The 21,266-nt window shown below is 42.3% G+C and carries 16 protein-coding genes; 9 read left to right on the forward strand and 7 right to left on the reverse strand.

What is annotated here, in order from left to right:
• The first annotated feature begins 30 nt into the window (after nt 1-30).
• The 3 genes from CXF88_RS05000 (at nt 31) to CXF88_RS05010 (ending at nt 5,313) form a co-directional block, all read left to right on the forward strand.
• Nucleotides 31-2,937 (forward strand): valine--tRNA ligase, encoded by a 2,907-nt coding sequence (locus CXF88_RS05000; RefSeq protein WP_101085828.1) that lies wholly within the window; start codon nt 31-33, stop codon nt 2,935-2,937.
• A 219-nt stretch (nt 2,938-3,156) separates the two neighbouring features.
• The gene (locus tag CXF88_RS05005; RefSeq protein WP_011636389.1) at nt 3,157-3,495 is read left to right on the forward strand and encodes a PBPRA1643 family SWIM/SEC-C metal-binding motif protein; all 339 of its coding nucleotides are present in this window, start codon (nt 3,157-3,159) and stop codon (nt 3,493-3,495) included.
• Between the two features lie 282 nt (nt 3,496-3,777).
• On the forward strand, nt 3,778-5,313 hold the full coding sequence (locus tag CXF88_RS05010) for an MFS transporter (RefSeq protein ID WP_101085829.1): 1,536 nt from the start codon (nt 3,778-3,780) through the stop codon (nt 5,311-5,313).
• Nucleotides 5,314-6,010: 697 nt separating this feature from the next.
• On the opposite strand, the gene CXF88_RS05015 is transcribed toward CXF88_RS05010, so the two are convergent.
• From CXF88_RS05015 to CXF88_RS05025, 3 genes are all read right to left on the reverse strand, one after another.
• Nucleotides 6,011-8,407, reverse strand: a complete 2,397-nt coding sequence (locus tag CXF88_RS05015; protein ID WP_101085830.1) for an OmcA/MtrC family decaheme c-type cytochrome — start codon at nt 8,405-8,407, stop codon at nt 6,011-6,013.
• Nucleotides 8,408-8,742: 335 nt separating this feature from the next.
• Nucleotides 8,743-9,699, reverse strand: coding sequence for a LysR family transcriptional regulator (locus CXF88_RS05020; protein WP_101085831.1), 957 nt, complete (start codon nt 9,697-9,699; stop codon nt 8,743-8,745).
• Between the two features lie 64 nt (nt 9,700-9,763).
• Nucleotides 9,764-10,477: a 16S rRNA pseudouridine(516) synthase gene (locus CXF88_RS05025; RefSeq protein ID WP_101085832.1), complete on the reverse strand. Its 714-nt coding sequence runs from the start codon at nt 10,475-10,477 to the stop codon at nt 9,764-9,766.
• An 81-nt stretch (nt 10,478-10,558) separates the two neighbouring features.
• Between CXF88_RS05025 and glnD the strand changes: the two genes are divergently transcribed.
• Nucleotides 10,559-13,207, forward strand: coding sequence for a [protein-PII] uridylyltransferase (glnD, locus tag CXF88_RS05030; protein ID WP_101085833.1), 2,649 nt, complete (start codon nt 10,559-10,561; stop codon nt 13,205-13,207).
• 147 nt (nt 13,208-13,354) lie between these two features.
• Nucleotides 13,355-13,855, forward strand: a complete 501-nt coding sequence (locus tag CXF88_RS05035) for a YcxB family protein (protein WP_101085834.1) — start codon at nt 13,355-13,357, stop codon at nt 13,853-13,855.
• 91 nt (nt 13,856-13,946) lie between these two features.
• On the opposite strand, the gene CXF88_RS05040 is transcribed toward CXF88_RS05035, so the two are convergent.
• Nucleotides 13,947-14,534 (reverse strand): uracil-DNA glycosylase family protein, encoded by a 588-nt coding sequence (locus CXF88_RS05040; protein ID WP_242445096.1) that lies wholly within the window; start codon nt 14,532-14,534, stop codon nt 13,947-13,949.
• Between the two features lie 120 nt (nt 14,535-14,654).
• On the opposite strand from CXF88_RS05040, the gene CXF88_RS05045 reads away from it, so the two are divergent.
• Complete coding sequence (locus CXF88_RS05045; protein ID WP_101085835.1) at nt 14,655-14,909, forward strand: hypothetical protein; 255 nt, start codon at nt 14,655-14,657, stop codon at nt 14,907-14,909.
• Between the two features lie 146 nt (nt 14,910-15,055).
• Here CXF88_RS05045 and CXF88_RS05050 read toward each other — a convergent pair whose 3' ends face one another.
• On the reverse strand, nt 15,056-15,439 hold the full coding sequence (locus tag CXF88_RS05050) for an MAPEG family protein (protein ID WP_101085836.1): 384 nt from the start codon (nt 15,437-15,439) through the stop codon (nt 15,056-15,058).
• Between the two features lie 412 nt (nt 15,440-15,851).
• Here CXF88_RS05050 and CXF88_RS05055 point away from each other — a divergent pair, with 412 nt between their 5' ends.
• From CXF88_RS05055 to CXF88_RS05065, 3 genes are all read left to right on the forward strand, one after another.
• Complete coding sequence (locus tag CXF88_RS05055; protein ID WP_101085837.1) at nt 15,852-16,310, forward strand: hypothetical protein; 459 nt, start codon at nt 15,852-15,854, stop codon at nt 16,308-16,310.
• A gap of 124 nt (nt 16,311-16,434) precedes the next feature.
• Nucleotides 16,435-17,373 carry a DUF692 domain-containing protein gene (locus CXF88_RS05060; RefSeq protein WP_101085838.1) on the forward strand — a complete coding sequence of 313 codons (939 nt, stop codon included), beginning with the start codon at nt 16,435-16,437 and terminating at the stop codon, nt 17,371-17,373.
• 2 nt (nt 17,374-17,375) lie between these two features.
• On the forward strand, nt 17,376-18,185 hold the full coding sequence (locus CXF88_RS05065; RefSeq protein WP_101085839.1) for a DNA-binding domain-containing protein: 810 nt from the start codon (nt 17,376-17,378) through the stop codon (nt 18,183-18,185).
• Between the two features lie 265 nt (nt 18,186-18,450).
• On the opposite strand, the gene CXF88_RS05070 is transcribed toward CXF88_RS05065, so the two are convergent.
• Both CXF88_RS05070 and CXF88_RS05075 read right to left on the reverse strand, forming a co-directional pair.
• Entirely contained in the window at nt 18,451-19,806 is a 1,356-nt protein-coding gene (locus CXF88_RS05070; protein ID WP_101086301.1) for an ATP-binding protein, read from the reverse strand.
• Between the two features lie 2 nt (nt 19,807-19,808).
• Nucleotides 19,809-21,212: a sigma-54 dependent transcriptional regulator gene (locus CXF88_RS05075; protein WP_101085840.1), complete on the reverse strand. Its 1,404-nt coding sequence runs from the start codon at nt 21,210-21,212 to the stop codon at nt 19,809-19,811.
• Between the last annotated feature and the right edge of the window lie 54 nt (nt 21,213-21,266).

Genomic DNA, 21,266 nt, shown 5'->3' on the forward strand with positions numbered 1-21,266 from the left:
CTTAATTTAGATAGAGAACATAACGCTCCTATGGAAAAAACATACAACCCAAAGTCTATCGAACAAGCCCTTTACCAAAACTGGGAAGAGCAAGGTTACTTCAAGCCGCATGGTGATGAATCAAAAGGCAATTACTGCATCATGATCCCGCCACCGAATGTAACCGGTAGCTTGCACATGGGTCATGCCTTCCAAGACACCATCATGGATACCCTTACCCGCTTTGAGCGGATGAAAGGTAAAAATACCTTATGGCAAGTCGGCACCGACCACGCGGGTATTGCGACTCAAATGTTGGTAGAGCGTAAGCTTGAAGCCGAAGAAGGTAAAACTCGCCATGATTTAGGCCGTGACGCCTTTATTGATAAAGTGTGGGACTGGAAAGAACAGTCTGGTGGCACGATTACCAAACAGCTTCGCCGTATGGGCGCATCGGTTGATTGGGATCGCGAACGTTTCACTATGGATGAAGGCTTATCAAAAGCGGTTCAAGAAGTGTTTGTTCGCCTATACGATGATGAGCTCATTTATCGTGGTAAGCGCCTAGTTAACTGGGATCCAAAGCTTCACACCGCCATTTCAGACCTTGAAGTTGAAAACAAAGAGAAGCAAGGCCACATGTGGCACTTCCGCTATCCTTTGGCCCAAGGCGCATTAACAGCCGACGGTAAAGATTACCTAGAAGTGGCCACTACGCGCCCAGAAACCATGTTAGGTGACAGCGCAGTAGCCGTGCATCCAGATGATGAACGTTACCAGTCATTAATTGGTAAATTCATTCTATTGCCTATCGTTAACCGTTTAGTGCCGATTGTTGCCGACGATTATGTCGACATGGAATTTGGAACCGGTTGTGTAAAAATCACTCCAGCCCATGACTTTAACGACTATGAAGTCGGTAAACGTCATCAACTGCCTATGTACAACATCTTCACCTTAGATGCCGCCGTACGCAGTTTTGTTGAAGTGATTAATACTGATGGCACCCCAAACAAAGGCGTCGAGATGGCCTTGCCAGAGCGTTATGTTGGCCTCGATCGCTTTAAAGCCCGTGATGCTATCGTGGCTGAATTTGACAGCTTAGGTCTACTTGAAAAGGTCGCTCCGCACGGCTTAAAAGTACCTTATGGCGATCGCTCTGGTGTGGTGATTGAACCATTACTAACCGACCAATGGTACGTGGCTGTGCAGTCAATGGCTAAAACAGCCATTGAAGCAGTAGAAACTGGCGAAATTAAGTTTGTGCCGCAACAATACGAGAACATGTACTTCTCATGGATGCGCGATATTAAAGACTGGTGTATTTCACGCCAGTTATGGTGGGGACACCGTATTCCAGCTTGGTACGACGAAAACGGCAAAGTCTACGTTGGTCGTAACGAAGCAGAAGTGCGCGCTAAACATCAATTTGCTGACTCTGTGGTACTACGTCAAGACGATGACGTATTAGACACCTGGTTCAGTTCAGCATTATGGACATTCTCAACCTTAGGTTGGCCAGACAATTTAGAAGATTTAAAAACCTTCCACCCAACCGACGTGTTGGTTACCGGTTTTGACATCATCTTCTTCTGGGTTGCCCGCATGATCATGATGACCATGCACTTTATTAAAGATGAAGATGGCAAGCCACAAGTGCCTTTTAAAACCGTTTACGTTACCGGTCTTATCCGTGACGAAGTCGGCAATAAAATGTCAAAGTCTAAAGGTAACGTACTTGATCCATTAGACATGATTGACGGTATCGAGCTTGAAACCTTAGTTGAAAAGCGCACTGGCAACATGATGCAACCGCAACTTGCCGCGAAGATTGAAAAGAGTACCCGTAAAGAATTTGCCGACGGCATTGAAGCTCATGGTACTGATGCACTGCGCTTTACCTTAGCAGCAATGGCATCAACTGGCCGCGACATCAACTGGGACATGAAACGTCTTGATGGTTACCGCAGTTTCTGTAACAAGTTATGGAATGCGTCACGTTACGTGTTAATGAACACTGAAGTGCAGACGGATCCTGATAGCGATGAAGCGGGCGAGCCTTTAGATTGCGGTCAACTGTTAGTAGATGGCAAACCGGGTGAGATGGAATTGTCGTTAGCCGATCGTTGGATCATTGGTTTGTTTAATCAAACCGTGAAAACCGTTGAAGACCACATGGCCGCTTTCCGTTTCGACTTAGCCGCTAACACCTTATACGAGTTCACTTGGAATCAATTCTGTGACTGGTATTTGGAATTAACCAAGCCTGTTATGCAAAATGGCACTGAAGCGCAAATGCGCGGCACTCGCCACACTTTGGTCAACGTGCTTGAAAAAATGCAACGTCTAATGCATCCATTTATGCCGTACATTACTGAAACGATTTGGCAACGTGTTAAACCGTTAGCAGGCGTAACTGGCGATACCATCATGCTAGCATCATTCCCAACTTATCAAGCAGATCAAGTTGATGCGACCGCGATGGCCGATCTTGAATGGGTTAAGCAAGTGATTGTGGCTGTACGTAATATTCGTGCTGAACTTAATATTGCCCCATCAAAGCCGCTTAATGCGTTACTGCGTGGTGTGAGCTACGAAGATCGTATTCGTCTTGAAGCAAACCAAACATTCTTTGCAAGTTTGGCTAAACTCGAAACGATGACCATTTTATCTGAAGGTGAAACGGCGCCAATGTCGAGCACTCAGTTAGTTGGCAATATGGAGCTATTAATCCCAATGGCAGGTTTGATCGATGTAGGCGCAGAAATGGCCCGTATCGATAAACAGTTAGAAAAGCTTGCTCAAGAGATTGCCCGTATTGAAGGTAAATTATCTAATCAAGGTTTTGTGGCTAAAGCCCCTGCTGCGGTAATTGATAAAGAACGCGCTAAAATGACCGATTTAACTCGTGACATTGAAAAGTTAAACGAACAAAAAGTCGAATTAGCTAAGATTTAACGGCAAACATAAGTTGTTGTCTTAAGGTTTACTTTGTTTAACAAAGCACTCTTCAAAAAAACCAGCGAATAACTCGCTGGTTTTTTATATTCGTTGATGTGACCCATGGCGATAATATTAGGTTTATTTGGTTCAAAATTGAAACTTTGATATCTCAACTTACATTTTTGGTGTATAAGCTTCGGCCAATATCATCATTCTATCTAATGGGTCAAAACCATGTCTGATAAATACTTTTTTAAAGGTCGTAGAACCCCTAAGCCAGCTTATGGTGAAAGTGGTTATAACACCAAACGTGCCGCCAAACTGGGCACGGAAGCGTTACCGTTAATATTGTCAGTTCAAACCGAAGCTCGCCAACATGAAGTGGCTGCTATGGTCGCTGAACAGCAACTCTTTGCTAATATCACTATTGATGCAGATAAGCCTGAAAACATTGTTGATTTAACTGGTTTATTGAATAAACCCAAAGCGGTTACTTCTGAAGCTAAGCCAAACCGCAATGATGCTTGCCCTTGCGGCAGTGGTAAAAAGTACAAAAAGTGTTGCGGTGCTTAAACCAAAATACCAACGTTAGGCTCGTTGGTCACTAACGGACCAATGATTAAATATTGAAGCGGATCTTACGATCCGCTTTTTTATTGCCTTTAGATTGTTAACGTTAACGTTGTATACACTTAACAATCGAGGCTTACCTATGTAACCACATCACAAATTCACAAATGAGCGGCACTCTTGGCGGATCACTTATGGATAGGGTTTGGTATTAATCACGAACTTAGGTAAAGTGTCAGCCTTTGTTATAAAAATGAAACAGACCATAAAATAAAAGGGTGACTTATGAGCACTAATTCGCACTCAGACAATGATTTGAGTGAAGTAAAACAGTTAGGCATGTGGGCCGCGATCACCAGTTTAGGCTATATATTTTGGCTTGTCGGTGGTATGGAGCTAATAGAACGCATTGCCTATTATGGTGTCAAAGCCAGTGCTGGCTTATACGCTAAAGCGCCAGTATCACAAGGCGGACTGGGCATTAATTTAAGCGATTACGGTATTATTATATCCGTGTGGGCGTTGCTACAAACCTTCGTACCAGTGCTAACTGGCGGAATTTCTGACCGTGTCGGTTACAAAGAAACCATTTTCGTTTCTACCATCATCAAAATCTGTGGCTATTTAACCATGGCATTCTTCCCTAGCTTCTGGGGTTTTCTCGCTGGCGCCATGTTGCTAGCCATGGGTACAGGGGTATTCAAACCTGGTATTCAAGGCACTTTAGTACTGTCAACCAACCGAAATAATACTTCAATGGCTTGGGGCATTTTTTACCAAGTGGTTAACATCGGTGGATTTTTAGGTCCATTGGTGGCGGTACATATGCGTCAATTATCTTGGGATAACGTGTTTTACGCCTGTGCAGCCATTATTTCGTTTAACTTTTTATTCTTATTGGCTTACAAAGAGCCCGGCAAAGCTGAGCGCTTAGAGCGCGCACGCCAAGTGAAAAATGGTGAAATCACACAAGAAGCACTGTGGAAGGATGCCTTAAGAGAACTAAAGAAACCTGTGGTGATTTACTACATGCTGGTGTTTGCCGGTTTTTGGTTTTTATACAACTCATTATTTGATGTATTGCCTATTCACATTGCGGAATGGGTTGATACCAGCGTCATTGTCACCTCTTTATTTGGCCCAGAAGGCACCAGCAGCGGCATATTGCAGTTCTGGCTAGGGTTGAATAATGACGGCACCAAAGTGATGCCAGAGGGTATGCTTAACCTCAACGCGGGGATGATCATGACCACTTGCTTTATTGTTGCTGCGCTTACGGCTAAATATCGCATTACCACCACCATGTTTGTCGGTTGCTTATTGAGTATTTTAGCCATTGCCTTGGTCGGTGCATTTAATGCGGCTTGGATGATTGTATTGGCTATTGCCATGTTCTCTGTCGGCGAAATGATGATCAGCCCAAAGAAAAACGAGTTTATGGGTAACATCGCACCTGAAGGTAAAAAAGCCATGTATTTAGGCTTTGTCATGCTTCCTCAAGGCATAGGTTGGACGTTAGAAGGTTATTTCGGCCCTAAGCTTTATGACATGTACGCGTCAAAAGAACGCATCGCCCGTGAAGCGCTATCTGAACATGGTATGAACTTAACCGATATTGCTAACATCCCTCAAGGTGAAGCATTTAGTCGCTTAGTCAGTACCACAGGTCAAGACCCACAGGCATTAACCCAAGCTTTATATCAAGCCAACAATATCGGCATGGCTTGGTATATTATAGCCGCCATTGGGATTATTTCTGCAGTAGGTATTTTCATCTACGGAAAATGGCTATTAAGGATGCTGCGCCAACAAGTGGCTTAGTTGAGCTGACTGTAGAGTACTTTCCATATTTGATATAAGGGAAGCAGCAATGCTTCCCTTTTGTTTTTCTCGCCCAAAATAGGTTGATAGATTATTAATGAAGCAATAATACAGTCCCTCGTTAACGTCCCTCTCGTCAACTTACTTCCCATTAACTTATAACGCATTAACTCCGTTGTTATTACCGACTATGGTTTATTACCTACTCTATTTATTACCTACTCTATTTATTACCTACTCTATTTATTATCTACACAGTCCACTGCCAATTGGTAGCCCATATACATCAAATGACGCACATCAAATAACAGACGTAATGTGTCAATAATCTCAACGATTTACATGCCGAACTGTCTGGCCCATTAAGTCATTATCAGTTTAGATAAAGCGCCACTAGGTTAGATGATTCAGTTGACGTTGAAATGTCATTAACCTCTTCAATGGTCGATTAAATAGCGATAACTAAAGCTATTGGCATTGGTTGGATTGAGCAGATTTGATTAGGTTGGTTTGGTTTAAGTCGGATTAGATTGGGTAATAAATGATACTGAACGATATCTTCTTGAGAAGAAATATTAATACCGGCTGGCCATTAAGTGCTTATACACTGATGGATAAAATGAATAAAAAAAGGGAGGCATTGCTGCCTCCCTCTTACTTACTTTCTTAAGTGATGATTAAGAAGTTATCTAGATATTTAGTGCGCTGCACCAGAGTGAACTTTATCAAGACCGTAAGTTTTACCTTCAGCATGACAAGTTGCGCAAGACTCAATTGGTACACCGGCAGCAGACATTACGCTATCACCAGCAACTGTCGCACCATTACTCTTGAAGTGAGCTAGAGCAGCAGCACCAGAGTGAGCGTGACAACTACGACATGCTTCAGCGACAGGAGAAATAAATTCGCCACCACTGATTGCAATTGCAGTTCTGCCAGATGTTAACGTACCAGTGCCAGAGAAGAATGGCATAGCATCCCCTGCAGCATTCGCATCTTTATGACAAGCTTGGCAATTTGTTTTAGTTGCAGGATAGTTAACCCAAGTTTCACCATCTGTACCTAAGTAAATGCCAGCACCTGTGCTACCTGCAAACAAACCACTGTGGAAGCGATGTGCTACGGTCACTAGATCACGGTTGTTATAAGTTAACCCTTCAACGACTTCAAACGTAGGTTCGCCATCAGCATCTACACCAGCTTGCTTGTAAACATCTGCATGGTAAGAACCTGCATAGTTGTTGTTATGACAATCAGCACATTGTGTAAAGTTAGTCACACCATGGTTAGGTGATTTAACGTGAGACAAGTTGTCATGACAAGCATTACATTTAGCTTCGTCAGCTGTTGTACGGTCGTTACCAGCCTGTGTAGGTGAGGTATAAGCTGTCAACTCAGGACTAACGAAACGTAGATTGTCCTCAGTTAATACGCCTTTAGCCGCAACTGCATCAAACATAAAGTACTTAGTGACAATGTTAGCTGGAACAGGTACATCACAAGCACCAGTATCGGTTCCTGCACCTTCAGCTAGTTTGGTATTAACAACAACCATATCGGTCGTTGTATTACCACACATGTTCATTTCAGAAGTAACTGAAAGTATTTGGCCGTCTAACTGATTAGGTGTAAGTGCTTTAGTTAAGGTTAACTTGCCACTTTGAACCACAAACATTTCTGGATTAGAAGCTGTATTGATACTTAAACCACGCACATAATCGCCATTGCCATCAAGTGTACCGATTAAAATATCATCACCTGATTTAGCTTTGTTTAAGTACTGAGTTAAATCAGTACCATCAGCCGCAACCACACCATTTAATTTAACATCAATGATGACAGTTAATACGTCTGACGCGACTTCAGCAGAAGCAACCTCTAGTACCAAACCATTTTCAAAGGCGGCACGGCGATCAACACTGTGAGCTTCGATTGGGCTTAAACTACCTGCGCCATGACAACCAGAACAAACAGCGTCACTAGCAGGAACGATACCTCTATGGTTAACACCCGTCGTTAAATCAACATCAACGTGACATGATAAACAGGCTTCAGCATAGACATTGTCGTTCCACTGTGTGCCATTATCATGACAAACAGTACATTCATTTAACTCAGCAGGAAATCCAACTCCACCAAACATTTCTTTGGCTTCACCAGTCAACTTGTCAGCAATATGATGACCAGCATGAATAGTATGGATCATGGCATTGAAGTTAACGTTAAAACCAACTTCAGGATCGTCTTGTCCACCAGCATAAGCAGGATTATGACAAGCTACACAATTTTCAACTTTTTGGTAATTATGATGAGCACCAATGTTGGCAATACGCATATCAGTATCAGCGTAACCTTCCATTGGGCTATGACATCTAATACATGCTGCACTAGACACAGCATCTTTTGCAGAAACAGCAAGTTCGCCAGTAGCAGGAATAAAATCTACTGGAGTTGATAAAATCTTATCACTTACTGCTGTACCATCAGCCATCGTAACGTCATAGGCACGAATAAACACACGGACTAAATCGTTTGCATCACCACTTGCTAATACCACAGGCGCATTACCATCATGTGCCCAAGAACCAGTATAAGTACCAGGATTAGCTTCATCTTCAACTAATGTACAAGCATCGACTACAGCGCCGCCTCGAGCTGCGGCAGTACCGGTTAAGGTACAATACATGCTGCTACCAAAATCATTGGCAAGTGCATGGTTTGTCCACAACATTGGTGCGCCAGTGTCAGTAGCATTAGCTGATTGACTGGTCACGTATAACGCAACTTTATCAAGCCCAGTGTATGGAACGTCCGCTCCGCCACTTCCTTTACCTGTTACAGTAAATTTAACGTTAAATGGATCAGCACCTACTACGACGATATCCGTAGGAGCCAGTGTTAAGGTAAAGTCATAGGCATTTTCAACTGTTGTAACAACCGAACCAGCTGGAGTACCAGGCGTGCCAGGTGTTCCATCTGTACCCGCGGCACCAGCAGCTCCGTCAGCACCATCACTGCCGTCAGAACCACAACCGGTCACACCTAACGCTGCAATAAACGCTGCAGCAAGTAATGTTCTATTATATTTCTTCATTTTAAATCCCCCGATTTAAATTTGTAGGTTTTACGCATCTAAAATATAAGGAAATAGAACAAAACACCCGTCTGCAGTGGTAAACCTGTGAGGTTTGGTTACAAATTCGTTAACAGTAATCGATAGTTTTAGTTTTAGGTATACGCAAAAATGAAACCGTCAGTTTCAGATTAAGTAACCCTAAAGAGGTATTAAATGTATTTTGATAATGTAAAAAATAGTGGGTGACCAATAAAAAACCATAAAATCAGCGATTTACATAAATAATGGCTATAAAAAAGATTCAGACCACAAAATTAAGTGTTCTGAATCTCATCAAAAAATGTTACCAATCTTCACACTAGCAATGACTTAATGATATTGATTATCACTTCCTTAACATTTGACGAATAACGGCGGTAGTGTTCTGCTCGCTCAATTAAACAATAACTTGGCATAGCCATCACGCTATTGAGCTTATTAAATTCATCATGTGGAAGTTTTTCTACTCGTAATTGAGGAATTTGTTGCGCAAACGAACCTTCATTACAAATCGTAATGGCTAAGCTGTCCATGGTCAGTATGTGCCAATACCAATCTTCGAGTTTTCTTGCGCACTCAATATCTTCTAGTAGCAAACCATGGGTTTGACAATATAACTCTAAAGGATCAATACGATTGTTAAAGCCTTTACAGCGTAAATACACCACAGGGTGTTGAATAATATCTTCTAACTTGATGTTCTCAACACTACCCCAAAATGAATGGTTAATATTACCTACAACGCATAAAGACGTCACATTGGCAATAGGATAAGCCTCTAAACCATGAGCATCTTGAGTTTCAAAGCCAATACCAAAATCGAGTTCGCCATTGTAAATCAACTCTTCCGTGTCAGCTTGCCAACTGTGAAGTTTAACTTTGCCGATAACATCACGCGGAAGCTTACTTAACGCAATGGCTACACTGGTAATAATGCTCGGCGATACTGCAATATGTAAAATCGGTGTTTGATGGTGATTTAAGCGGTCGTCTGCCACTCGCTCAATTTGGCTCACCATGTCACACAATTGGCATACAGGCTGATATAAACGTTCAGCTAATGGGGTCGGTTTTAGCCCTTGTTGGCGACGAAAAAATAATTCGTCATTAAAAATAGCCCTTAATGATGTTAAACATCGACTAATTTTTGGCGCGGATACAGCAAGCTCTTTGGCTGCAAAATTAGCAAAGCCGGTTTCGTAAATGAGCTTAAACACCAACAAACTAAATACATCTAATTCGCTGACTTTTTTCAGTGCTTGAATATCCACATATCACCTAATCTGCTGTAATGAGGCGATTAAATTAACATGTATCCAAATAAAAAAAATTGATCTAGTGCTGAAAAATGCTATCAACTTCAGCTTTTGTTAATGAACGAAATTCACCCAACGCTAACTGGCTATCAAGCACGATTTCACCAATAGATTCACGATGCAGCGCCACCACCGGATTTCTAAAACGACCAAACATTCGCTTAATTTGATGGTACTTACCTTCACGCAACACCACCCGAGCTTGATGACTCGATAATACCGTGAGTTGTGCCGGCAATGTGGTGATGTCTTCAAATTCAAAATACATCCCTTTAGCGAATGCCTCTACATACCCTTGCTCTAACGGATTAGCTAAGGTTACCAGATACTGTTTGTCGACTTTATGCTGCGGCGACATTAATGCTTCGGACCATTTAGCGTCGTTGGTTAATAATAATAACCCGGTAGAATGTAAATCTAATCTACCGGCAATATGCAACATTTCAGTGTTAACCCCGGTCATTAATCCTAATGCTGTTGCATGTTTATCATCAATGGTTGCACTTACTACCCCATCAGGTTTATTAAGCATATAGTACTGTTTTTGATATTGACGCAGCACCACACCATTACATTCAATATGAGTAAACTCATCAATTTGTAAGTCTGGTGACTTAGCAAACTGGCCATCGACAAGCACTTTATTGGTGACTAACAATAGCCGAACCGCTTTTTTTGGAATTTGTAACGTACCAGCAATAAATTGGTCCAGTCGACCTCGTTTAGACACCATAAAACTTCACCAATATAGAATGATACCAATTTGTTTAAGAATACCTTATTCTGTTAAAAGGCAAAAACATTAAGGAGTAACATGCTTTCGCAACCTGCTAGTACAGATTTGCGCCCAGATATGACCAGCGCTGAATTAAAACAGGCGATTAAGTCACTGGATCAATATTTACAAGATAACATTTTTCAAAGTGCAATTAATGACACCTTGAATAAGCGATCACATTTTTTCGATGCGCTATTATGCCAACTTTGGCAACCCTTCGAATTAGATCCCGCGCGTATCTCGCTCAATGCAGTTGGGGGTTACGGCCGGCAAACCTTACATCCTTTCTCTGATATCGACATCTGCGTTATTCACGATGGTCCATTAACGCCTACGGAAGCCGCTTCTGTAAGCCAATTTCTGACTCAACTTTGGGATCTTAATCTCGATTTAGGTCACGCTGTACGCAGTTTAACTGACACATTCCAAGCGTGTAAGGATGACGTAACCATTGCAACCAGTTTACTGGAAATTCGTCATTTATTCGGTAATAGTCAGCACCAACAGCAAGTGTTGAATGCACTGTACGGCCAGGATTTATGGCAAAGCCAAGCGTTTTTTAATGCCAAACTCAGCGAACAACAAGAACGTCATGCCAAAGCACAAGGCACTTCATACAGTATTGAACCCAATCTTAAAACCAGCCCAGGTGGTATGCGTGATATTCAAACCCTTACCTGGGTTGCTCGCAAACATTTCGGCGTTGCCAATATGCAATCACTACGTCGCTTTGGTTTTTTAACTAATGACGAATATGCTGAATTAATGGAGTGCCAACACTTTTTATTTAGAGTGCGCTTTGCCTTACATCAAGCAGCCCAACGTTCTGAAAATCGTTTATTACTGCAATACCAAGCTGAAGTGGCTAAATTAATGGGTTTTGGTGATGGTATGCCCATCGGTGAAAGCGGCAATATTGCTATTGAAAAAATGATGCGCCAATTATTTCGCGCCATGAAGCGCATCAGCGAGTTAAACAAAATTTTAATGGCGTATTTCCAACGAGAAATTATTCCAGAGCTCAATCCACAAATAATCGCGATTAACGATAATTTTGAAATTGTTGATAAGTACATTCACGTTCGCGACGAAACCGTATTTATCGATCGCACCCAAATTATGGCGTTATTTGAGTTTATCGCGATTCATCACGACAAAATAATCGGTATTACCGCAGAAACCTTACGATCTTTACGCCAAGTAAGACGTCGTTTAATGGGTGATTTACAAGATTTTCAGCGTTGTCGAGAGCAATTTAAAGCGATATTTGTTCACCCTCAAGGCATGGGACTCGCCATCACCTTGATGCATCAACATGGTATTCTAGCCTCTTATTTACCGCAATGGCGTGAAGTTGTTGGCCAGATGCAGTTTGACTTATTCCATGCCTATACAGTCGACGAGCACACCCACAAGGTGCTTAAAAATATATATCTCTACGGAAACGACATCAAAACGTTGGATAAAGATCTGGCATTAGCCGCTGATATTTATCAAAAAATGTCTAATAAGTCGACGCTGTTATTTGCTGCATTGTTTCATGATTTAGCCAAAGGCCGTGGCGGTGACCATAGTAAACTCGGTGCTGTTGATGCCAATTTATTTGCTAAGTTTCATGGCTTAAAAGTGTCACAAGAGAAACTGATTTGCTGGCTAGTAGAAAATCATTTGTTAATGTCTATTACCTCACAACGCATGGATATTTATGATCCTGATGTCGTGAATGCTTTTGCCAAAAAAGTAGGTACCTTAACCCGTTTAGACGCCCTGTACTGCCTGACCATTGCCGACATTCAGGCAACCAATGATGATCTGTGGAATGACTGGAAAGCGTCACTATTAAAAGATTTGTATTTTGTTACTCGTAAAGCACTGCGCAATGGTTTTGAAAATATTCTGCAACTGCGTACTTTGGTACGGGAACACAAGCAAGAAGCACTGAATTTATTAGCCACAGATGACGATAGCAGTGACGATATCAAAAAATTATGGCGTCGTTTACCTATCGCCTTTTTCAGTAATGCCGAAGCGGATGATATCGCCAGATACACCCAAGCGATGATTAACCACGATCTTACGCCTGTAACAGACAATCAATACAACACGCTAATTTTACTCGACGATGTCGTGGTAAAAGGTTGCAGTGACGTGTTTGTTTACACCAAAGACAGACACGGATTGTTTGTAAAATTATTCAATACATTAGCGACATTACGTATTTCGGTGAAACAGGCACAAATAGCCCGAACTAAAGACGGTTATGTGGTTGAGTCATTTAAAGTACTCGATTTTGATGAAAAGCCAATTACCAGTGCACAGCGTCGTGAACAAGTCATCAACAAGTTACATCAGGTGCTGGATAAAGGTATTAATTTACCGAAAAAACGCCAGTCGAGGCGACATCAGAGTTTCGATAATCAGCCCAATATCGAATTTTTGCATTCACGTAAATCGACCCGTAGCTTAGTCAATGTGTCTGCATTAGACACCAGTGAGTTTATGGAACAAATTGCCAGTGCATTCAGGGAATTGGATTTGAATATTCATTCGGCCACCATCAGTACGGTCGGCGAACGCGCAGACAATGTATTTTTATTATCCAATAAAGACGATCAGCAGTTAACCCCTGAACAACAGCAGCAATTGTCGGCAACATTAATGCAAGCTATCACCACAGACGAATAACGACCTTAATCAGTCAGTGTTGTTGATACAAATGAGCCATGTGTGAATGAATCACCATGGCGCTTTTATTTCACCACTAAGCAGGCTTTGAGCAAACTGATGACTATGCGATAATCATGCCCATCAACTGCCGTAAATTAGGTCATCATGTCACAAGCCTTTAGTTATACTGCTGAATATGTACTAGACAAGTCGTACTTTGAAGAATGCTATCTGCAATCAATTCATCCCAGCACATCACCAAAACGTTTTATTAAAACCGCCATTTTTGCACTGGTTGGTTTGGCTATTTTAATGCTCGACACTCTAAGCCCAACATCAATGAGCACCAAAGAAACCTACTATTTAGGTTACTTTTTTATTGGCTTAGCCGTGGTAGAGTTTTTGAGTATTCGTTTTAATAAAACCTGGTGGTTATGGCGTCAAATGATGAGTAAAGCGGCAGGTGAGCATGTCAATCTTACAATAGATGATAATGGTATCAGTAGTCAGTCACTGCATGTTAATCAACAGATTTTGTGGACTGATATTTATCGAATTACTGAAACCGATGCGGGCTTGTTAATTAAACTGCAAAAAACCACGACTTATTTGTCTAAACGCTGCTTAGATAAAAGCGTTATCGACTTTATTAATCAAAAACAATAGCTTAAAAATAACTAAGTACTAGTTCAAGACAGTATTTAAATATAGTAGTTCAAGACAGTAGTTAAATACAGTAGATCAAAAAACACCACGTTTAGGCTAACGCATTCGCAATGCGTGGACGAATGTCGCTAAGTAACTCATCTTCAAACCATGGATTACGACTAAGCCAAATATTATTGCGCGGACTGGGGTGTGGGATTGGGATATAACGAGGCCCAAACCTGCGCCATTGCTGCACTGTTTCGGTTAATGTTTTCGGCTTATCGGTTAAATAATACTGTTGTGCATATTGCCCCACCAGCAAGACCAACTTGACGTTAACTAACTGCTGCAGCAATAAACCATGCCATTTAGGCGCGCATTCTGGCCGAGGAGGTAAGTCGCCAGATTTTCCTTTACCAGAACCGGCATAACTGCCCGGATAACAAAAGCCCATCGGCATAATAGCAATCTGTTTTGCATCGTAAAAAACGTCTCTCGTTACCCCTAACCACAGACGCAATCGGTCGCCACTGGCGTCATCAAATGGAATACCCGACAAATGTACTTTACGTCCAGGGGCCTGACCGATGATCAACACTTTTGCTTGCGGATCAATTTGCACTACTGGGCGTACACCATCTACCAGGCTTGATACGCAAAGTTGACAACTTTTTACTTGAGTGAGCAACGAAACCATATTCAATACCTTACTTTTTGTATATAAAATCATAAAAAGCGCGTTAATCGCTATATCTAACGGAACTAAGCTGCAGTAGTATTTGTCAAAATAACAAAGTTCTCCCAAGAAGGAACAACCATGCAACATTCACGTCATTCACGTTTAGCCCTTACGACTTTAGCTGCTATGTTAATTAGCGGTACAGCGATGAGTTTTAGTGCTGCTGCACTTCCCCAAGCACCCGTTAGCGATGTAGTTTCATTAAAAGAAGCCTGCCAGCAAATTGCACTTGAAGACCAACTGCCAGAAAGTGAACTCGGCGCATTTTTGCTTGATTGCGTTAACGACCAATTAACCGAAATGGGCTACGAACGTGTTGCGAGTCTAGATTAAGCCAATACTAAACCAATGCGAAACCAATACTAAACCAATACTAAGCCTAGACTACCCTCATGATGACGAGTATCAACTGACTCCCATAAAAAAACGCCATTAAGGCGTTTTTTTATGGGAGTCACCGTTGTTTGAGTAACATAAGCTTAAAACGCTTGGCAAAATATTCCAATCGATGCACCGATGGCAACAAACCAAGACAATGAACGTAATGTGCCAAAATTCAATAAATACAGCGCATGGTAAACCAGCCGTGCGACCACATGTACTATGGCTAAAAGCGCAACAATATCGGTGACATTATTGGTCAGTAATGCTGTTAATACTGCAATCCCAAATACGATTAGCGATTCAAATGCATTTTGATGCCCTGCTAATGCTCGCGCCCCAAAACCGGTTAATTGAGCTTGCTGGGCTCTTGGATGGTCATTGTCATATCGGCCTAATTTAGCCATTGCCATCGCTAATGGAACTTTTGCCGCATACGGCAACAGCATGGCAATCAATAAACATATCAGTATCGTCTGCATAATCTATCCTTAGTTATTAATATTCTTATTATGTGTAGCTGTGTTTTAGTTGTATTCGTTGTATTAGTTGTATTAGCTGTATTCGTTACGATTGAACGCGTTGTGTTAACCACTAGTGTAATCAGAACAAAATAACATAATCTACCGGCCTTAATAACAACCTAATTCATATAATGCTTAAGCACTCATCTGCAAAATCGTAAATTATTGTTTCACCTTATAAATCAATCACAAGTTAACACATCAACAACATTTTAGTGACTAGTCTACACTTTAACTTGAAAGATCTTTCGCAGCACCACGGTCATTACTAATACCTCCTAACAAGAATAATGGCTGTATCTAGTCAATCTTGTCATGGGTAAACATGAATAGCAGTAAACATAATAACCACAAATGCAAGGAATACATCATGAATATGAAAGCACAAAGCAGCTTAACCGGCGCAGCATTAGCACTCGCAATGGCAAGCTTATCAGGTCAGGCTATGGCCGCTGAAACAAGCACGGCACCTTTGGCAGCAGGCGAAACAGATTTAGTCCATTGTTACGGCGTTAACACCTGCAAAGGCCATAACGATTGTAAAACAGCCGACAATGCCTGTGGCGGTCAAGCAAGTTGTAAAGGCACTGGTTTTGTTGGCATGCCTTCAAAAGCCTGTGCTGATGTAGGCGGCACGCAAAAAGATGATTGGGTTGGTAAAGTCACTAAAGCTGATTTAGTACATTGTTACGGTGTTAACGTCTGTAAAGGCCATAACGATTGTAAAGGTGCTGATAACGCTTGTGGCGGTATGGCAAGTTGTAAAGGCACTGGTTTTGTTAGCACTACAGCAAAATCTTGTGCTGATATTGGCGGTAAAACAAGCTAATTAAGCTTCGTTTGATGACGCTGTCACCTACTATTGTGACAGGGTCATCAGCTTACTATCTCAATTATTAACGCAAGTTTTGCCTAAATTAAGCTAGAACATTTGCATTAAAATAGGATTCACCATGCCAGATACGCGCATTACAGAAGACTTTCTCGGATTTGGCTTGGGCTTACGAACCGACCATTTTGAATACATTTTGCAACACCAGCCAGATATTGACTGGTTTGAAGTGCTATCTGAAAACTACTTAGTCGCTGGTGGTAAACCCCGATATTATTTAGAAGCCATTGCCGAACAATATCCTGTAGTGATGCATGGCGTATCGATGTCGATAGGCAGTACCGATCCTTTAGACATGGATTACTTAAAAGCCCTTAAAAAGCTCAGTAACGACATTCAACCTAAATGGATATCTGATCATATTTGCTGGACCTCAATTCACGGCGTCAATAGCCATGACTTACTGCCACTGCCTTATACCGAAGAAACCGTTAATCATGTAGCGCAGCGAGTTCGGCAAGTACAAGACGTACTAGGTCGTCGAATTTTACTGGAAAACGTATCGAGCTATTTGTCATACCAAGACTCGACCATGGATGAATGGGATTTTTTAAGCCAAGTAGCAGAAGCCGCAGATTGCTTAATATTACTCGACATCAATAATATTTATGTCAGCGCCCGTAATCATCATTTTAATCCACTCGATTACCTTAAAAAAATCGACCCACGCCGGGTACAACAGTTTCACTTAGCTGGCCACAGCGATTTTGGTGATTATGTCATTGATACCCACGACCACGATATTCCGCCGTCAGTGTGGACCTTATACCAAGCGGCACTAGAGCGCTTTGGCGCGGTTAGCACCATGATTGAGCGCGACGCTAATATTCCCGAGTTCCCAGCGTTATACCAAGAATTACTCGAAGCGAAAAACATTGCTCAGTTAACCTTGCCCGACGACCCTGCCCTAGCACGCTCACAGTTTGGCACTCGTTCACTTGATGACGTCAGCAAATTCATCAGCGCTAATCATGCTTCATCGCAAAAAGTCAGGGCATAAACATGAGTCGTTTAGCTGAAATTCAACAACAATTTATGCAATATTTACTGTCTGATGGTTCGGATACACAGCACGGACAGATTCAGTCGGTGATGAAAGCAAACGTGTCTGAACAAGCGGGGATCAGCGCCGATGATCGCCTACAAATTTATGCAAATGCTTACCGAATTCGATTAAAAGAAACCATTGAAACCGACCACCAGCTGCTAGGTTTGTATTTGGGTGACGATTTATTCGATAAAATGGCAGCCGACTATACTCGTCAATATCCATCAAGTAATAAGTCATTGCGCCAGTTTTGTGATGGTTTACCGGAGTTTTTACAGCAAGATGCATTTTTTAAACAGCATCCCATTATTGCCGATTTAGCGCGATTCGAGCGCCGGTTACTCAATGCATTTGATGCAGCCGATTGTGCCCGTACAAGCTTTAGCGACTTACAGGCCATATCACCAGAATTGTGGCCCAATTGCTGTTTACGCTTTCATCCTAGCGTACAAATATTCACTTGTAACAGTAATGCAGTCGAAGCTTGGCAAGCCTTGAAAATAGACACTGCACCACCGACGCCAGACTATCAATCATCTAGAGCGTGGTTATTATGGCGGGGAGAGTCTCGCTTAACCGAGTTTGTGTCGTTATCGACAGAGCAACATGCGTTGTTACTTGGGTTTATTCATGGCAACAACTTTGCCGACCAGTGCGAACAAATGTTGCAATGGCACGACGAGCAATCTGCGCCAATGATGGTACTGCAAACCATGCAAACCTGGTTTCAACGCGGCTTAATTCGAGCGGTAGTGAGTAAGTAGCTAATTTACGTTAACTCATTTCTGGACAAAGCTTGATAACTACTTTCTCGTCGTCCCGGCAGTGCTTTTGAGCCGGGAAGACGATTAAATTACCCTGCGTAAGTTGACAACTTACTACCTTAATCTGGTGTGGGCGAAGCGCAACGACGTTAGTGGCCGCAGGCCATAGCCTAAACAAGCTTTGGGGCAAAAAGTTTTACGGCTCCAACTCTCTTTTGGAAAATATAACTCGAAAAAATCAGACTTTATTCATCATTAGTCAGTGTTAACCCTGCTGTGAAGGCAACCATACTTTAACGCTTAAGCCACCCTCTACGCGGTTTTGCATGCTAATTCGGCCACCGTGGGCTTCAATAATCTCGCGACATAATGGCAAACCAATCCCTGTACCAGATTGTTTAGTTGAGTAAAACGGTAACAAGGCTTGCGACAATACCTCGCTAGACATCCCGCAACCTTGGTCATCTACTTTGATTAATAACCCGTTAATTGGATGAGTCACTTCCTCAAACGTTATCGACACAGTGTCTGCCTCCGCGCCAGACTCGTGAGCGTTTTTAAGCAGATTGATAAAGACTTGTTCTAATTGCACTGCATCGAGCTTGATTGGATTAACTGGTAAAGGTGATAACAGGTTAAATGGGTATTGCTGCGCTAATTGCTGGGTCATCTTAGCCCAATCAATTGAGGCTTTTTGTGGCAGTGGTAACTTAGCAAACTGAGCATAATGGGAAATAAATTGGCTCAGGTGTGTGGTGCGATTTTCGATGGTATCAAAAATCAATTGCAACTTACTGTTGTCTAAGTGCTGGGTTAAAAACTTACCGGAGTTGACCATAGAAGCAATGGGCGCGACCGAGTTATTAAGCTCGTGGCTAATAATTCGAATCACCTTTTTCCACACAGCCACTTCTTGGCGGTTAAGTTCTTTGGTGAGCTGTTTAAGCAAAATTAAATGGTGCTGCTGATTGTTTTGAGTGAAGCGGCCACGAGAGATATGCCAGGTTTCAACGTCGCTACTGTCAGCATCAGTATTAGAATGACTATCAACACCATCGGCCCCGCTACCGCCCATCGAAAACAGTCCTTCTTGCTCACTGCTTAACGCCGCTTTAAGCGTGTCGGGTAACATCACCACAAGATCAGGTAACAACATGCCTTCTACTTTGACGCCCTGATTAAACAAATGCCTTGCAGCGCCATTGGCGTAAATGACTCGCTGGGAATCATCGATTAATAACATGACATTAGGTGAGTTCTGAATCACTTTATCGAGCATTAACTCGCGCTGATAAATAAACTGTCGCTCACTACGCAATTTTGCCGATGCTTGGTTATATAAGCTCACTAGCGCATCTAATTGTGGTTCGCCGTAGGGATGCAGCGACACACTAAAATCATTATCTTTAAAGTTAAGTAGACCGATTTCCAATGCTTGCAGACTTTCACTTAATCGTCTTGTTAGCCACATACTGCAAAAATAACACACCGCCAGCATCACAATAATAGCCAACCATAAGGTGTCATCACCCAATGTAAGCCACACTAAAGCGCCTGACATCGCTCCCAAAAGGCAGCTCAACATGTTACTGATCAGCAATTTAGTGCGCAGTGATAACATCATTATCTAGTCACCCTAAGGCCATATTTCTCCATACGGCGATAAAGGGCTTGTCTACTCAAGCCAAACGATTTTGCTACTCTGGCAATGACGCCATTATATTGCGCTAAAGCGTCTTCTAGCTGTTGCTTATCGGGTTCGCAAATCGACTGTGTGTCATCAATGCCCTGATCTTGTTGGCCAAGATGATGTTCAACAACAAGCGCATGCTGGGTAGCTGCACCGCCATTAGCTATCGCCATCAAGCCAAAGTCATCAATCGTTAATTGTGGTGACTTAGCTAACAGCGCCGCCCTTTTGCAGGCATTTTCTAATTCACGCACATTACCCGACCAACTATGATTAATTAACGCCTGCTGGGTCGACTTATCAAGGCTATAATGAGCACCAATAAAGTGTTTCACTAACGGTAAAATATCATCCTGGCGTTGATTCAATGGTGATATGGCTAGCTCAATGACATTTAAACGATAAAATAAATCTTCACGAAAACGCCCATGAGCAATGTCGTCGGCTAAATCCGCGTTGGTTGCGCTAATCACTCGCACATTCACTTTACGGGTTTGATGACTGCCTAAACGTTCAAACTCACCGGTTTGCAACACGCGCAATAGTTTCACTTGGCCAGATAATGGCAAATTACCAATTTCATCTAAAAATAATGTGCCACCATCGGCAGCTTCAAAACGGCCCATACGGGTTTTATTGGCGCCCGTAAAAGCACCCGCTTCGGCGCCAAACAATTCGGCCTCTAATAAATCCATTGGTAAAGCACCAATGTTGACCTTAATAAACGGTTTGTCTTTTAATGGCGAGTTGGCCTGTAAAATATCGGCTATTTTGTCTTTGCCCGCACCATTTGGGCCAGTGATCATCACCGACACATCGGATCGCGCAACTTGCAATGCCAAATCAACACAGCGCTGCATGGCGCCACTACCAAAAATTAAGCCACATAAATCGGCGCCATTAATGGCCGACATGCGTTCACTGTCTATCCGGGTTAATTGGCTATTTTGCTGAGACAGTCGATAAATTGATAATAGGTTGCTAATACTATTGAGCAGCTTAGCGTCATCCCACGGTTTCCCCATGTAATCAGCTGCCCCCGCTTTAACCAACTCGACAGCGGTTTCTAATTGGGTCCACGCAGTCATTAAAATAATCGGTAAATTAGGCTGTAACTGACGCAATGCGTAAAACAGTTGCTTGCCTTCTTCACCCGAGGTGGTATCACGGCTAAAGTTCATGTCTTGAATGACTAAGCTGATCTCTTTATTAGTCACAATCTCAATAGCCGCATCAGGTGAGTGACAAAAAATAGCTTGATAGCCATGCAGCTCAATCATTAGCGCAAGCGCTTGGCAAATGGCGTGATTGTCATCAACAATTAAAATATTATCCATTAGAATATGTTTGAGTCCAATTAGGTTGCTGTTATACAAAAACATGTTTATGCA

The organism is Shewanella sp. ALD9 (assembly GCF_002836315.1).
GTDB lineage: Bacteria > Pseudomonadota > Gammaproteobacteria > Enterobacterales > Shewanellaceae > Shewanella.